The organism is Methylophaga frappieri (genome assembly GCF_000260965.1).
Lineage (GTDB): Bacteria > Pseudomonadota > Gammaproteobacteria > Nitrosococcales > Methylophagaceae > Methylophaga > Methylophaga frappieri.
Map to the genome: position 1 here is coordinate 1,709,977 of NC_017856.1, position 15,024 is coordinate 1,725,000.

Annotated in this window: 12 protein-coding genes, 2 rRNA genes and 1 pseudogene (1 of these 15 only partly in view); 13 read left to right on the forward strand and 2 right to left on the reverse strand. The window is 47.5% G+C overall.

The annotated features are described in order from the left end of the window. Positions 1-30: 30 nt before the first annotated feature. The 13 genes and pseudogenes from Q7C_RS08200 to Q7C_RS13875 all read left to right on the forward strand — a co-directional run. Complete coding sequence (locus Q7C_RS08200) at positions 31-1,161, forward strand: MFS transporter (RefSeq protein WP_238532366.1); 1,131 nt, start codon at positions 31-33, stop codon at positions 1,159-1,161. 135 nt (positions 1,162-1,296) lie between these two features. Continuing rightward, on the forward strand, positions 1,297-2,652 hold the full coding sequence (locus tag Q7C_RS08205; RefSeq protein WP_014704272.1) for a Na(+)-translocating NADH-quinone reductase subunit A: 1,356 nt from the start codon (positions 1,297-1,299) through the stop codon (positions 2,650-2,652). A gap of 3 nt (positions 2,653-2,655) precedes the next feature. After that, positions 2,656-3,864 carry an NADH:ubiquinone reductase (Na(+)-transporting) subunit B gene (locus Q7C_RS08210; protein ID WP_014704273.1) on the forward strand — a complete coding sequence of 403 codons (1,209 nt, stop codon included), beginning with the start codon at positions 2,656-2,658 and terminating at the stop codon, positions 3,862-3,864. Between the two features lie 43 nt (positions 3,865-3,907). Further along, positions 3,908-4,693, forward strand: coding sequence for a Na(+)-translocating NADH-quinone reductase subunit C (locus Q7C_RS08215; RefSeq protein WP_014704274.1), 786 nt, complete (start codon positions 3,908-3,910; stop codon positions 4,691-4,693). Beyond that, positions 4,693-5,355, forward strand: a complete 663-nt coding sequence (locus tag Q7C_RS08220) for an NADH:ubiquinone reductase (Na(+)-transporting) subunit D (RefSeq protein WP_014704275.1) — start codon at positions 4,693-4,695, stop codon at positions 5,353-5,355. The genes Q7C_RS08215 and Q7C_RS08220 overlap by 1 nt, the downstream gene beginning before the upstream one ends. Next, positions 5,356-5,964: an NADH:ubiquinone reductase (Na(+)-transporting) subunit E gene (gene nqrE / locus Q7C_RS08225; protein WP_014704276.1), complete on the forward strand. Its 609-nt coding sequence runs from the start codon at positions 5,356-5,358 to the stop codon at positions 5,962-5,964. It begins immediately after the preceding gene. Beyond that, positions 5,964-7,181: an NADH:ubiquinone reductase (Na(+)-transporting) subunit F gene (gene nqrF, locus Q7C_RS08230; protein WP_014704277.1), complete on the forward strand. Its 1,218-nt coding sequence runs from the start codon at positions 5,964-5,966 to the stop codon at positions 7,179-7,181. Before nqrE ends, nqrF begins: the two co-directional genes overlap by 1 nt. Continuing rightward, positions 7,182-7,379, forward strand: a complete 198-nt coding sequence (gene nqrM / locus Q7C_RS08235) for a (Na+)-NQR maturation NqrM (RefSeq protein ID WP_014704278.1) — start codon at positions 7,182-7,184, stop codon at positions 7,377-7,379. Between the two features lie 23 nt (positions 7,380-7,402). Then, entirely contained in the window at positions 7,403-7,867 is a 465-nt protein-coding gene (locus Q7C_RS08240; protein WP_014704279.1) for a CBS domain-containing protein, read from the forward strand. Positions 7,868-7,968: 101 nt separating this feature from the next. Then, positions 7,969-8,925 (forward strand): cysteine synthase A, encoded by a 957-nt coding sequence (gene cysK, locus Q7C_RS08245; RefSeq protein WP_014704280.1) that lies wholly within the window; start codon positions 7,969-7,971, stop codon positions 8,923-8,925. Between the two features lie 209 nt (positions 8,926-9,134). Then, entirely contained in the window at positions 9,135-9,734 is a 600-nt protein-coding gene (locus tag Q7C_RS08250; RefSeq protein WP_041366673.1) for a LexA family protein, read from the forward strand. 1 nt (position 9,735) lies between these two features. Continuing rightward, on the forward strand, positions 9,736-11,022 hold the full coding sequence (locus Q7C_RS08255; protein ID WP_014704282.1) for a Y-family DNA polymerase: 1,287 nt from the start codon (positions 9,736-9,738) through the stop codon (positions 11,020-11,022). A 72-nt stretch (positions 11,023-11,094) separates the two neighbouring features. Next, positions 11,095-11,789, forward strand: a pseudogene (locus tag Q7C_RS13875) (transposase); the annotation flags it as partial. 333 nt (positions 11,790-12,122) lie between these two features. Here Q7C_RS13875 and rrf read toward each other — a convergent pair. Both rrf and Q7C_RS08275 read right to left on the reverse strand, forming a co-directional pair. Then, a 5S ribosomal RNA gene (rrf, locus tag Q7C_RS08270) occupies positions 12,123-12,236 on the reverse strand. Between the two features lie 76 nt (positions 12,237-12,312). Further along, positions 12,313-15,024, reverse strand: a 23S ribosomal RNA gene (locus Q7C_RS08275); it runs 146 nt beyond the window's last position.

The following is a 15,024-nucleotide window of genomic DNA, read 5'->3' on the forward strand; positions in this document are numbered from 1 at the left end:
AAACTCATCAGCAAGGTTCCTTACTGGCGACTGTCCGGTTTCTATTTTTTTTACTTTGCAACGCTTGGTATACAGGTACCGTACCTGAGTCTTTACTTGCAGTGGACTGGGTTTAACGCACGCCAGATTGGTGAATTAACCGCCATTTTGCTGGCAACCCGTATCATCGCACCCAATGTCTGGGGCTGGCTTGCCGATCATGCGGGAAACCGCATGAAAATAGTTCGTTTCGCCAGTTTTATTGGCGTGCTGGCATTGAGCGGTATCTTTTTCAACCAAAGCTATCTCTGGATGGCGCTGGTGCTGATGACATTCAGTTTTTTTTGGAATGCGACCTTACCGCAATTTGAGGTCACAACGCTGCAACACTTGGGTGATCTCAGTCATCATTACAGCAAAGTCAGAGTCTGGGGTTCGATAGGCTTTATCCTAATCGTGCTGTTACTTGGCTGGCTGACCCAGCAATTTGATCTTGGCATCATTCCCGTCGCCCTATTGATGACGACGACAGGTATCTGGCTGGTCAGTCTGACCGTACCTGAATCTGCTGCCACAGAACAAAGCCAATATCACATCACGATCGCAAACTTGCTGAAGAGACCGGCGGTGATGGCATTTTTGATGATTTGCTTTCTGATGCTGATGAGCCATGGCCCTTATTACACGTTTTACAGTATTTATCTGGAGAGTTACGGCTATAGTCGTGGTTTGATCGGTGTGCTGTGGGCTTTGGGGGTCGTTGCTGAGGTTGGCGTGTTTCTTTTAATGCATCGCTGGCTGCCTCGATTTGGTCTGCGTAACGTATTGTTGTTAAGTTGCCTGCTCAGCGCTTTCCGTTGGTTGCTGATTGCCCTGTTCCCCGAAAACCTGACCATGCTGATAATTGCACAAAGCCTGCATGCAGCAAGTTACGGCATGTTTCATGCGGCGGCTATCGCTTGGGTACATCATCATTTTACAGGGAGAAATCAAGGCCGGGGGCAGGCTTTATATAGTAGTGTCAGCTTTGGTGCCGGCAGTGCGGTGGGCAGTTTATTGAGTGGCTATCTGTGGCTAAGCCCAGGTCCGACTGACACTTTTTTACTGGCAGCCGTAGTGGCCCTGTTCAGTTTTTTGATTGGTCTTATTTGGCTTGAACCTAAAACCCGCGCAAGGAATTAACCTATTACCCATTTATTCTAGATTGCGCTTAACTTCCCAATATTCACATAAAACCGTTATAATTATGAGGTTAAATTTAACTAATAATAACTACTGATGACCGTCTGGTCCCTGTCGTCATAAATCAGGTGAGATATGCATTTCTCAATTAAGAAAGGGCTAACCTTGCCCATTGCCGGTAGCCCGGAACAATCCATTAGTGATGCAAACCCGGTTACCTCTGTCGCCGTTTTGGGCAATGAATACGTTGGTATGCGCCCCACCATGCTGGTTGAAGAAGGTGAACAGGTAAAACTCGGGCAGCCATTATTTGAAGATAAAAAAATTCCAGGCGTGTTATTTACCGCGCCGGGTGCTGGTGTCGTCAAAGCCATTAATCGAGGCGCCAAACGCGCTTTGCAGTCAGTCATTATTGAGCTGGATAATAACGCTGAAGATGCCATCCAGTTTGACGCGCATCCCGCTGAGAAACTGGCTGTACTGGATCGAGCGGTTGTTGAACAACAGCTTCTGCAATCTGGCCTTTGGGTGGCATTTCGGACCAGGCCTTACAGCAAAAGCCCGGCCCCGGGCAGTACACCTAAAGCCATTTTTGTCACGGCAATGGATACAAACCCATTAGCGGCGGATCCGGCGGTCGTTATTAAAGAACATGCGACTGATTTCCAGTATGGGCTTACCATTCTAAGCCGGTTGACGGATGGCCCGATCAATCTCTGCCAAACACCGCAGTCAGCATTACCGACCCCTGAGCTGACACAGTTAAAAACCTATACCTTTTCCGGACCACATCCCAGCGGGCTGGTCGGTACCCATATCCATTTCATTGACCCTGTCAGTGCCACTAAATCGGTATGGCATATCGGTTACCAAGATGTCATTGCTATTGGAAAATTATTTACAACTGGCCAAATTTGGACTGAACGCGTTATTGCCCTTGCCGGTCCGCTAGTGAGCCAACCCCGATTGCTTCGAACCCGACTGGGAGCCAGCACTGAAGACCTGGTTCGTGGTGAAATACAGGCTGTGCAATCACGGGTCATTTCTGGTTCGGTTCTTAATGGCCACACAGCAAGTAACTGGGCAGCTTACCTTGGCCGGTTTCATACACAAATATCGGTATTGGCTGAAGGTAACCAACGCGAGCTGCTCGGCTGGATTCGGCCAGGCGGTAAAAACAAGTTTTCTGCGCTAAATGTCTTTTTTTCAAAGTTGTTTGGTAAAAAAGAACTGGCACTCACTACATCGCAAAATGGCAGCCCCAGAGCGATGGTGCCGGTCGGTGTTTTTGAGTACGTCATGCCACTGGATATTTTGCCGACGCAGCTATTACGTGCGCTGCTAGTTAGAGATACCGATTCTGCTCAAGCGCTAGGTTGTTTGGAATTGGATGAAGAAGATCTGGCACTGTGTTCCTATGCCTGCTCCGGCAAATACGAATATGGCCCGGCATTACGGGCAAACCTGACACAGATAGAGAAAGAAGGCTGATTTATGGCACGTTTACGACGTTTTCTTGACCGCATCGAACCAGCTTTCCAAAAGGGTGGACCGTACGAGAAGTTTTATGCTTTATACGAAATGGTCGACACCTTTATATACAGCCCTGCTGATGTGACACGGGGTTCCCCCCATGTCCGGGATGGCATCGATCTCAAACGGGTAATGAGTTATGTGGTATTGGCCACTTTCCCGGTCTTATTACTCATGTTATGGAATACCGGTTTTCAGGCCAACAGCGCTATGGCTGAGCTTGGTATGTCAACGGTCGACGGCTGGCGTGGCTGGCTGATGGACGGGTTGGGCATTGCTTATGATCCGCAAAGCCTGTTTGCCAATATGTTTCATGGCTTGTTGTATTTTCTTCCGATGTACATTATGACGCTGGTAGCGGGCGGTGTCTGTGAGGTCATTTTTGCTGCTGTCAGGAACCATGAGGTCAACGAGGGCTTCTTGGTCAGCTCCATGTTGTATACGTTAACATTACCTCCCTCCACTCCCCTTTGGATGGTCGCTTTAGGCATCATTTTCGGTGTCGTCATTGGCAAAGAAGTGTTTGGTGGCACCGGTAAGAACTTCCTCAACCCGGCTCTGACGGGCCGTGCTTTTCTCTATTTTGCCTACCCCGCCGCGATGTCCGGAGATGCGGTATGGACTGCTATCGACGGTTATACCGGTGCGACGCCACTCGGTTTAGCCGCGATGGGTGGCGTAGCCGCGATTACAGAGGCGGGATATACCTGGAGTCAAACCTTTTTTGGCATGATGCCTGGTTCTATTGGTGAAACCTCTACTTTGGCAATTCTGATAGGGATGGCATTTTTACTTATCACACGGGTTGCCTCTTATCGCATCATATTTGGTGTTTTTTTGGGGATGTTCGTTACCTCTGCTCTCTTTAATCTGATTGGCAGTGAAACTAACCCCATGTTTGGAATGCCTTGGTATTGGCATCTTTCCTTGGGCGGACTTGCTTTCGGCATGGTTTTTATGGCGACAGATCCGGTCTCTGCGGCCATGACCAATAAAGGTCGCTGGATTTACGGAGCACTCATTGGTTTTATGACTGTTCTGATTCGCGTCGTTAATCCCGCCTTCCCGGAAGGTATTATGCTGGCGATTTTGTTTGGCAATATTTTTGCCCCATTAATTGATCACTTCGTCGTCCAGGCCAATGTAAAACGCAGATTACAGCGAACTTAAATATGTCAGAAATAACCCAAAAAAAGGCTGGTTTGGTCGTTTAATGGCGCTGCCAAATGACGACCCTCGTAAAACCATTTTGATTGCCGTCCTGCTCTGTCTGGTCTGCTCTGTTCTAGTATCAACGGCCGCGGTGGCTCTGAAAAGCCAGCAAACCGCGAATAAAAAAAATGATATTCGCCAAAATATTTTAGCGGTTACCGGACTGTACGAACCGGGCATGGATGTCAACGCGGCATTTGAACAATTTGAAGCTAAGTTGGTCGATTTGTCAGCGGGTGAATTTGCAGAAACCGATCTCGATCCGTTGAGCTTTGATCAATACAAAGCGGCGGGCACGGCAGAATATGGTGTTGATATTGAAAATGATATTGCCGGCATTGGTAATCGTGCGCAATACGCCACGGTTTATTTACTTCGTGACCCTGAAACCCAAGCGGTACAACAAGTTGTTTTGCCCGTTCATGGCTACGGTCTATGGTCAACAATGTACGGTTTTTTATCATTACAGCCTGACTTAAATACCATCGCTGGTTTGCGGTTCTATCAACACGCTGAGACCCCCGGTCTTGGTGGTGAAATTGATAATCCGCGTTGGCGAGCCAAGTGGGAAGGCAAACAAATTTATGATGAGAACGGCAATGTGGCCTTGCGTGTCGTTCGGGGCTTTGTTGATGAAAATGCCCAAAATGCCGAGTACAAAGTTGATGGTTTGTCTGGCGCGACACTGACCAGTCAGGGGGTATCCAACATGATGGTTTATTGGCTGGGCGACAATGGTTTTGGACCATTTCTGAAAAATTTACGCACTGAGCTGGAGAGTAACTAATGGCAAGTCAGGCGAAAAAAAATATTGTTGATCCGCTGATTGATAACAATCCGATCACCCTACAAGTGTTAGGCATCTGTTCTGCGCTGGCCGTCACCACAAATATGACGGCAGCTTTGATCATGTCTATTGCACTCACCAGTGTTGCTGCTTTTTCTGGTGCGATGATCAGTGCTATTCGGCGGCATATTCCAGCCAATATTCGTATCATCGTGCAGATGACGATTATTGCCTCGCTGGTCATCATCGTCGATCAAATCCTCAAGGCATACGCCTATGAAGCGAGTAAACAATTATCCGTGTTTGTCGGACTGATTATTACTAACTGTATTGTCTTGGGGCGTGCCGAGGCCTACGCCATGAAAAACCCGCCCGTGATGAGTTTTCTGGATGGGCTAGGTAATGGCCTTGGCTATAGCCTGATTTTGATGGGTGTCGCCTTTTTCCGTGAATTGCTCGGCGCGGGAAAATTATTCGGGCACACGATTATTCCGGTTGCCAATGAAGGCGGCTGGTATATTCCAAACGGCCTGATGCTGTTACCCCCAAGCGCGTTTTTCTTGATTGGTTTGATGATTTGGGCTATCCGGAGCTGGAAGCCACAGCAGGTCGAGTCACCCGACTATCAAATACATCAGGTTCATCGGACGGAGGTATTGTAAGTGGAACATTATCTCAGTCTGTTTATCCGCTCTATTTTTGTCGAGAATCTGGCATTAGCTTTTTTTCTTGGCATGTGTACGTTTTTAGCGGTTTCAAAAAAGATTGAAACGGCGCTGGGGCTCGGTATTGCGGTCATCGTTGTACAAACAATAACCGTACCGGCCAACAACCTTATCTATCAGTACTTATTGAAAGAAGGCGCGCTCAGTTGGGCAGGTTTTCCGGAAATAGATCTGAGTTTTCTTGGTTTAATCAGCTACATCGGCGTGATTGCCGCCATGGTGCAGATCTTGGAAATGGCCATGGATAAATATGCACCGGCGTTATACAACGCACTGGGTATTTTTCTGCCTTTAATTACGGTTAACTGCGCCATTCTTGGCGGCACATTGTTTATGGTTGAACGCGATTACAATCTTGCTGAAAGTGCTGTTTACGGTGTGGGGAGTGGTTTTGGCTGGGCACTTGCCATTACGGCTATTGCTGGTATTCGTGAGAAATTGAAATACTCCGATGTACCGGATGGTTTGCAAGGACTTGGCATCACTTTCATTACGACGGGATTGATGGCGCTTGGATTTATGGCCTTTTCGGGGATTCAACTGTAATGGAAATAGTACTTGGTATTGTTCTGTTCACGCTGATCATCATGATTCTGGTGGGTGTGATCCTGGGGGCCCGGTCAAAACTGGTTGCAACGGGCGATATTGAAATCGTTGTCAATGACGAAAAAGTGATTCGTACTCCAGCTGGTGGCAAACTGCTTGGTGCACTCGCTAACGCGAATCTGTTTGTGTCATCCGCATGTGGTGGTGGTGGTACTTGCGCGCAATGCCGGGTGCGTATCATGGAAGGTGGCGGCTCAATCCTGCCCACTGAAGAATCTCACATTACCAAGCGTGAAGCGGCAGATGGTGATCGGCTTTCTTGTCAGGTCAGTGTCAAACAAAACATGCGCATTGAAGTGCCTGAAGAAGTTTTCGGTGTAAAAAAATGGGAATGTACTGTTCGCTCTAATGATAATGTCGCGACATTCATCAAAGAACTGATTCTGGAATTGCCTGAGGGTGAGGATGTTAAATTTCGCGCTGGTGGCTTTATTCAGATAGAGTGCCCACCGCATACCGTTGAATATAAAACCTTCGATATCGCAGATGAATATCGTCCCGACTGGGATCGATTTGATTTATGGCGATACAAGTCGGTCGTAAAAGAAGACGTTGTCCGTGCTTACTCGATGGCGAACTATCCCGAAGAAAAAGGCCTCATCATGTTAAATGTGCGGATTGCCTCGCCACCGCCAAACGATGATGACGTTCCGCCAGGCATTATGTCTTCTTACATCTTTAACCTGAAACCCGGTGATAAAGTCACTATTTCTGGTCCATTTGGTGAATTTTTTGCTAAAGATACCGATAAAGAAATGGTCTTCATCGGTGGTGGTGCCGGTATGGCGCCAATGCGCTCCCATATCTTTGATCAGCTTCGCCGTATCAATAGTCAGCGTAAAATGACGTTCTGGTATGGTGCTCGAAGTCTACGAGAAATGTTTTACACAGAAGACTTCGACGAACTCGCAGCTGAAAATGACAATTTTACTTGGCATGTCGCGCTGTCAGACCCATTGCCAGAAGATAACTGGCAGGGCTACACTGGATTCATACACAATGTTTTGTACGAGAATTATCTCAAAGATCACCCAGCACCAGAGGATTGTGAGTATTACATGTGTGGCCCACCAATGATGAACGCTGCTGTAATCAAAATGCTTGAAGATCTGGGTGTTGAACGTGAAAACATCATGCTTGATGATTTCGGAGGTTAAATGTCGACTTTTATTGCTGCTTTTGTCATTTTATTAGTCGTCATTGCTGCAATGGCGATAGGGGTTTTGTTTGGGCGTAATGCGATTCAGGGAAGCTGTGGCGGACTTGGTGCCATGGGGCTCTCTGGAAGTTGCGGTGGCGCATGTAGTTTAGAAGAAAAACGCCAATGTGCAACGCGTCAAGAATCCCATAAATAAGACGTAGACGCGAGGATACTCCCATGCTGGCATCACTCAAAGTTAAAGATTATATGAACGGCACTAAACTCACTTTCACGCCAGAAATGGAGATTCGCCGAGCTATACATCAATTAATCGAGTTTAAAATTTCAGGTGCACCGGTGATTGATCAACGGGGCAATATGATTGGGTTTTTATCTGAAAAAGACTGCATGCAAGTGGCGCTCAATGCCGCTTATCAGGGTGAAGCAGCGGGTCGGGTCGAAGAGTTTATGCATCATGGTGTAGAAACCATTGATTACGAGGCCTCGATTATTGATGTCGCCGATATTTTCCTGAGAAAAGCTTACAAATGTATGCCAGTCATCAAAGAGAACCGGTTGGTTGGCTCAATTACGCGCCAAGGCATTTTGAAAGCATTAGAAAAAACGGCTAACCCGGACTCACGTAAACCCATTAGTTCACAATCTACAAAACAAACGATACACGTCAGTAGCCCGAACTAGACTGCCCAATCTGCTATTGGGCGGCAGTTCTGTATCCCCCCTCTCTCTGTTACACTTGATTGACAACACGATGTTAACCTTCCAACGACAGAGATAATTCCATGATTTATGACAGTATCCTCCAGACAATTGGGAATACCCCAGTTGTCCGCCTGAATCGTATTGCCCCCGAAAATATTAATCTGTACGTTAAAGTCGAATCATTCAACCCGATGGCATCTGTGAAAGATCGCCTAGCCATCGCTATCATCGAAGATGCTGAGCAACGTGGTGTGTTAAAACCGGGACAAACTGTTGTTGAAGCGACATCAGGTAATACTGGTATCGCATTAGCGATGGTCTGTGCTGCAAAAGGCTATCCTTTCGTTGCCACCATGGTTGAAACCTTTTCTATCGAGCGCCGCAAAATTATGCGGGCACTCGGCGCAAAAGTGATTCTGACGCCTGCAGCTGAAAAGGTCAGTGGCACTGTAAAAAAAGCGGAAGAACTCGCTGAAAAACATGGTTGGTTTGTTGCCAGACAATTTGAAAATCCTGCCAACCCTGCCTATCACCGTAATACAACCGGGCCGGAAATTTTGCGTGACTTTGCCGGAAAGCGGCTCGATTACTGGGTTTCAGGCTGGGGAACTGGGGGCACATTAACTGGTGCCGGTGAAATTATTAAACAAGCCAGGCCAGACACACGTATTGTCACGACAGAACCAGCCGCAGCAGCCTTATTGAGCGGCAAGGAGTGGAACCCACATAAAATTCAAGGCTGGACGCCCAACTTTATTCCCGAAGTCTTGAATAGTGACATTTATGATGAACTGTACCCGGTCACCGATGACGAAGCGAAGCATTGGGCATTGAAACTGGCTAGTGAAGAAGGCATTTTTGTCGGCCTGTCCTGTGGCGCAACTTTGGCAGCCGCAATGAAAGTTGCTGAGCATGCTGAACCGGGCGCAACCATACTGGCAATGCTACCTGATACCGGTGAGCGCTACCTTTCCACTTTCTTATTTGAAGGGATGAATGAAGACTCAGATGATGACTGGCTAGCTACACAAGATTAAAACGCTTTTATGCTGCGCAGGTCAGCTGCAAGCAAGCTGGCCTGCCCTAACACTTTAGCCACTTATATTTTATTTCCAGCTACTTCTTGCTTTTTCTCTAAATACAAAACCACGATATCATTTACCAGATTTGCATCATATTTATCCTTGTCAGTAACAAGGATAAACTTTAAACTTGATTAAATGTTTCAATTATTCAAGTTAACTTTGTGACAAAATTATTTTCGCATGGTGGAAGTCGGCCTGGCGCAGGACGAAAAAAAGGCACTCGCAAACAAGAACCTACTGTTGTCATGCGTATTCCTCAAAGTCAGCAAACCGTGGTCAAAAACTTTATTCAGGTTTATAAGAGTCAGACTTTCCAGTCAGAAAAAATAACCGATACGATGAGTCGACCAAGTCAACAACTTCGTATCCATGCCTATCCATTATTCAGTAGTAAAGTTGCGGCTGGTTTTCCCTCTCCTGCTGATGAATATATGGAGAAGCGGCTCGACCCCAACGACTTTCTCATTGATAACCAAGATGCCACGTTCTTCGTCACAATCGAGGGACACTCTATGATTGATGCTGGGTTGCTGCCTGGAGACAAAGTCGTCGTTGATCGCTCAAAACAACCACAAAAAAATCATATTGTTCTCGCTGTTGTAAATGGTGAGTTCACTATTAAGCGGCTAAGTATCAGTCGTGACGGTCTCGCTGTCTTATTACCTGAAAATCACCTTGGTACTTATCAACCAATTGTGATCAATGAGGATATGCAATTTGAGATTTGGGGGGTAGTAACTGGCTCTTTCAGACGGTTCTAACATGTCAAATCGCCGACGACACATTGCGTTAATCGACGTCAATAACTTTTATGTCTCTTGTGAGCGGGTCTTTAACCCTAAACTCAATGGCCGTCCGGTTGTGGTGCTCAGTAATAATGATGGTTGCGCTGTGGCGCGGAGTGATGAAGCAAAGCGGCTTGGCATTCCAATGGGGGCCCCTTGGTTTAAATTCGAAGCTTTTGCTAAACAAAACCAGATCCTTGCTTTGTCATCTAACTACGCACTATATGCCGATATGAGTAATCGCGTTATGCGTATTCTGAGTCAGTTCTGTCCGGATCAAGAAATATACTCCATTGATGAATGCTTTCTTGATTTAACACATTTTCAACATCTTGATTTAGATGACTATACGCAAAAAATGCGTCAAACCATTCAACAATGGACTGGCTTACCAATTTCCATTGGTTTGGGTGCCTCCAAAACACTTGCGAAATTAGCTAATTATCAAGCAAAAAAACAGCATCATTTAGCTGGTGTTTGTAATTTCAATCAATTCCCCCCTACGATCTTGGACCAAATCATGATGTCGATACCGCATACGCAAATCTGGGGGATCGGCAAAAAACTTGCCCGCAGACTTAGTAATGAATATAAAATCGCTACTGCCTATGATCTTAAACGTGCCAACCCAAATCAATTAAGACGCCAGTTTAGCGTATTAATGGAGCAAACTGTTTTAGAATTAAATGGCATCGCTTGCATTGAGCTTGAACAGACTAAGGCAGCAAAAAAGCAAATTCTAAGTTCACGTAGTTTTGGTATACCCGTTACAGACAAAGAAAGTTTAGCGGAATCGCTGACGCTACATATCAGCCGTGCTGCCAATAAACTTCGTCAACAGGAATCCGTCTGTTCCACCCTCTACGTCTCGATTCGAACAAGTCCTTTTAAAAGCAGTGAGCCGCTCTATCATGGATACCGTTGTGTCGCACTTAACACGCCTACAAATGACACTAGAAAGCTACTTAAGGTCGCATTGATAATTCTGAAAGAGATTTATATTCCGGGACGGCGATATGCAAAAGCTGGTATTGCGCTTGGAGACATCACAACGACTGAGCAGCAACATCCTTATCTTTTTGAAGAAAAGCAGGCGATCACAGATACTCGAATCATGAATTTACTGGATGATATTAATAAACACATAGGCCGAGATAGCCTGAAAATTGCTCGAGAAGGATTTAAACACCCTTGGAAAATGAAACAAGAACATAAAACACCTAGCTACACCACTGGGTGGCACAGTTTATTGCGCGTCAGCTAAAATGTATCTGTAGTGGTTTACTGATCCCGGACACCATTTTAGGAGGTAATATGACCTCCGAAGAGGTGTTCAATGACAAAACAAAGAAGAAGTTTTACCCCTGAGTTCAAGCTGGAAGCAGCCAGTCTAGTTGTCGACCAGAACTACAGCGTTACAGAAGCTTGCAAAGCGCTGGATGTTGGCGAGTCAGCCCTGCGGCGGTGGGTTAAACAATTAGAAGCAGAGCGTGGTGGAAGTACCCCAGTATCAAAAGCTCTGACGCCTGAACAACAGCGTATTCAGGAGCTGGAAGCCCGTGTTAAACGTCTGGAGCAGGACAAAACCATATTAAAAAAGGCTACCGCTCTCTTGATGTCGGACGAACTCGGCTCTACACGCTGATAGAGCAATTGAGAGAGCACGGTAAGCTGAGCCTGATTTGCTCGCTGTTTGGTGTTGGCCTGAGTAGCTTTTATGACAGGCGCCGGACACAGCCCGACGTGAAGCGACTTCAACTACGCTCCAAGGTGAATGAGCTATTTACAAAAAGCCGAGACAGCGCTGGTAGTCGTACCATCGTCGGCATGCTACGGGACGAAGCGATAGAGATTGGCCGCTTCAAGGTCAGACGGCTGATGTCTGAGCTGGGACTGATTTGCAAACAGCCGGGACCTCATGCTTATAAACAAGCGACTGTTGAACGGCCTGATATACCCAATGTGCTTAATCGGGAATTTGAGCCGGAACACGCGAATCAAGTCTGGTGTCTGGTATGGACCACGCTTTGGCTATCGTTATTACTATTGGTGATACGTTGACTTAATAATGCCTGCGCTAATCTTATTTCTTTTTGGCAACAAATTGTAAGCCAAATACATAAACACAGGACTCCCAACGTAGTTTGACAAAAAAAGGCCACCTTCAAAGAGGATGGCCTTTTTCTTATATACAAAGCTTGGCATTGGCTTCCGACACCTCACCCTTCGTGCGCCTATCGGCGTCCATTATCGCTCCCATGGATTAACGAATCTTCTTGGTATTGCTTAGAGTAAAGGTCAATACAACTCTCAGAGACAAAAAAATACCCGGTCCTCTCTGAGAGGCCGGGTATCTTTATATAAGCCTGGCAGTGTCCTACTTTCACATGGGAACTCCACACTATCATCGGCGCTGAGACGTTTCACTACTGTGTTCGGGATGGGAACAGGTGGTGCCAACTCGCTATGGCCGCCAGGCATAACTGGTTTGCTTATCTTTCAATAAGCCTTCGGAAGTAACTTTGGCTGTGTAGCTCACAACGCATTGGGTTATATGGTCAAGCCTCACGGGCAATTAGTATTGGTTAGCTTCATGCATTACTGCACTTCCACACCCAACCTATCAACGTGGTAGTCTTCCACGGCCCTTCAGGGACTTAAAGTCCTGGGAAATCTTATCTTGAGGGGGCTTCCCGCTTAGATGCTTTCAGCGGTTATCCCGTCCGTACATAGCTACCGGGCAATGCCATTGGCATGACAACCCGAACACCAGGGTACGTCCACTCCGGTCCTCTCGTACTAGGAGCAGCTCCTCTCAAATTTCCAACGCCCACGGCAGATAGGGACGAACTGTCTCACGACGTTCTAAACCCAGCTCGCGTACCACTTTAAATGGCGAACAGCCATACCCTTGGGACCGGCTACAGCCAGGATGTGATGAGCCGACATCGAGGTGCCAAACACCGCCGTCGATGTGAACTCTTGGGCGGTATCAGCCTATTATCCCCGGAGTACCTTTTATCCGTTGAGCGATGGCCCTTCCATTCAGAACCACCGGATCACTAAGACCTGCTTTCGCACCTGCTCGACGTGTCTGTCTCGCAGTCAAGCACACTTTTGCCTTTGCACTAACCGCATGATGTCCGACCATGCTTAGTGTACCTTCGTGCTCCTCCGTTACGCTTTGGGAGGAGACCGCCCCAGTCAAACTACCCACCATACACTGTCCCTAGCCCAGATAATGGGCCGAGGTTAGAACTCCAAACATACCAGGCTGGTATTTCAAGGCGGCTCCACGCAAACTGGCGTTCACGCTTCTATGCCTCCCAGCTATCCTACACAAGTAGGTTCAAAGTTCAGTGCAAAGCTGTAGTAAAGGTTCACGGGGTCTTCCGTCTAGCCGCGGGTATACGGCATCTTAACCGCAATTTCAATTTCACTGAGTCTCGGGTGGAGACAGTGTGGCCATCGTTACGCCATTCGTGCAGGTCGGAACTTACCCGACAAGGAATTTCGCTACCTTAGGACCGTTATAGTTACGGCCGCCGTTTACCGGGGCTTCGATCAAGAGCTTCTTCCGAAGAATAACCCCATCAATTAACCTTCCGGCACCGGGCAGGCGTCACACCTATACGTCATCTTTCGATTTGCAGAGTGCTGTGTTTTTAATAACCAGTCGCAGCCACCAGTTCACTGCAACCCCCGTCAGCTCCGCGAGCAAGTCGCTTCACCTAATGAGGGCACACCTTCTCCGAAGTTACGGTGCTATTGCCTAGTTCCTTCACCCGAGTTCTCTCAAGCGCCTTGGAATTCTCATCCTATCCACCTGTGTCGGTTTGGGGTACGGACGTCTGTTACCTGAAGCTTAGAGACTTTTCCTGGAAGCCGGGTATCAATCACTTCGTTTCTAATGAACTCGTCATCATGCCTCAGCTAAGCTCTGCGGATTTGCCTGCAAGCATGCCTACACATTTAAACCAACATGTCCAACAGTTGGCTGACCTAACCTTCTCCGTCATCCCATCGCAGTAACAGCCGGTACAGGAATATTAACCTGTTTTCCATCGACTACGCTTCAGCCTCGCCTTAGGGACCGACTCACCCTGCTCCGATTAGCGTTGAGCAGGAAACCTTGGATTTTCGGCGAGGGGGCCTCTCACCCCCTTTATCGTTACTCATGTCAGCATTCGCACTTGTGATATCTCCAGCAAGCTTCTCAACTCACCTTCACAGACTTACACAACGCTCCTCTACCATGCACTAAGTGCATCCATAGCTTCGGTATATGGCTTAAGCCCCGGTACATCTTCCGCGCAGGCCGACTCGACTAGTGAGCTATTACGCTTTCTTTAAAGGTGGCTGCTTCTAAGCCAACCTCCTAGCTGTCTGTGCCTTCCCACCTCGTTCCACTGAGCCATAATTTTGGACCTTAGCTGATGGTCTGGGTTGTTCCCTTTCCACGACGGACGTTATCACCCGCCGTGTGTCTCCGTAATTGCACTTCTCGGTATTCGGAGTTTGCATGGGGTTGGTAAGTCGGGATGACCCTAGCCCAAACAGTGCTCTACCCCCGAGAGTGAGATACGAGGCGCTACCTAAATAGCTTTCGAGGAGAACCAGCTATCTCCTGGCTTGATTAGCCTTTCACTCCGACCCACAGGTCATCCGAATCTTTTTCAACAGATCCCGGTTCGGTCCTCCAGTGCGTGTTACCGCACCTTCAACCTGCTCATGGGTAGATCGCCAGGTTTCGGGTCTAATTCCAGCAACTACTCGCGCAGTTAACACTCGGTTCCCTTCGCCTCCCCTATCCGGTTAAGCTCGCTACTGAAATTAAGTCGCTGACCCATTATACAAAAGGTACGCAGTCACTCCGAAGAGCTCCTACTGCTTGTACGCACACGGTTTCAGGTTCTATTTCACTCCCCTCAACGGTTCTTTTCGCCTTTCCCTCACGGTACTGGTTCACTATCGGTCGATAAGGAGTATAGCCTTGGAGGATGGGCCCCCCATGTTCAGACAAGGTTTCTCGTGCCCCGCCCTACTTGTCGCAAGCTTAGTACCATTAACGCTTTCGTGTACGGGACTATCACCCTGTACCGCAGCACTTTCCAGAGCATTCCACTAACGTTAATTATTACTTGCAGGCTGTTTCCCGTTCGCTCGCCGCTACTTGGGAAATCTCGGTTGATTTCTTCCTCCGGCTACTTAGATGTTTCAGTTCGCCGGGTTCGCTTCATTAACCTATGGATTCAGTTAATGATTT

Excerpts from the sequence above, each read along its gene's own strand:
- Q7C_RS08240 (WP_014704279.1), top strand. The coding sequence starts at position 7,403 with ATGCTGGCATCACTCAAAGTTAAAGATTATATGAACGGCACTAAACTC.
- nqrM (WP_014704278.1), top strand. The coding sequence starts at position 7,182 with ATGTCGACTTTTATTGCTGCTTTTGTCATTTTATTAGTCGTCATTGCT.
- Q7C_RS08255 (WP_014704282.1), top strand. The coding sequence starts at position 9,736 with ATGTCAAATCGCCGACGACACATTGCGTTAATCGACGTCAATAACTTT.
- Q7C_RS08210 (WP_014704273.1), top strand. The coding sequence starts at position 2,656 with ATGGCACGTTTACGACGTTTTCTTGACCGCATCGAACCAGCTTTCCAA.
- Q7C_RS08220 (WP_014704275.1), top strand. The coding sequence starts at position 4,693 with ATGGCAAGTCAGGCGAAAAAAAATATTGTTGATCCGCTGATTGATAAC.
- Q7C_RS08205 (WP_014704272.1), top strand. The coding sequence starts at position 1,297 with ATGCATTTCTCAATTAAGAAAGGGCTAACCTTGCCCATTGCCGGTAGC.
- Q7C_RS08215 (WP_014704274.1), top strand. The coding sequence starts at position 3,908 with ATGGCGCTGCCAAATGACGACCCTCGTAAAACCATTTTGATTGCCGTC.
- cysK (WP_014704280.1), top strand. The coding sequence starts at position 7,969 with ATGATTTATGACAGTATCCTCCAGACAATTGGGAATACCCCAGTTGTC.
- nqrF (WP_014704277.1), top strand. The coding sequence starts at position 5,964 with ATGGAAATAGTACTTGGTATTGTTCTGTTCACGCTGATCATCATGATT.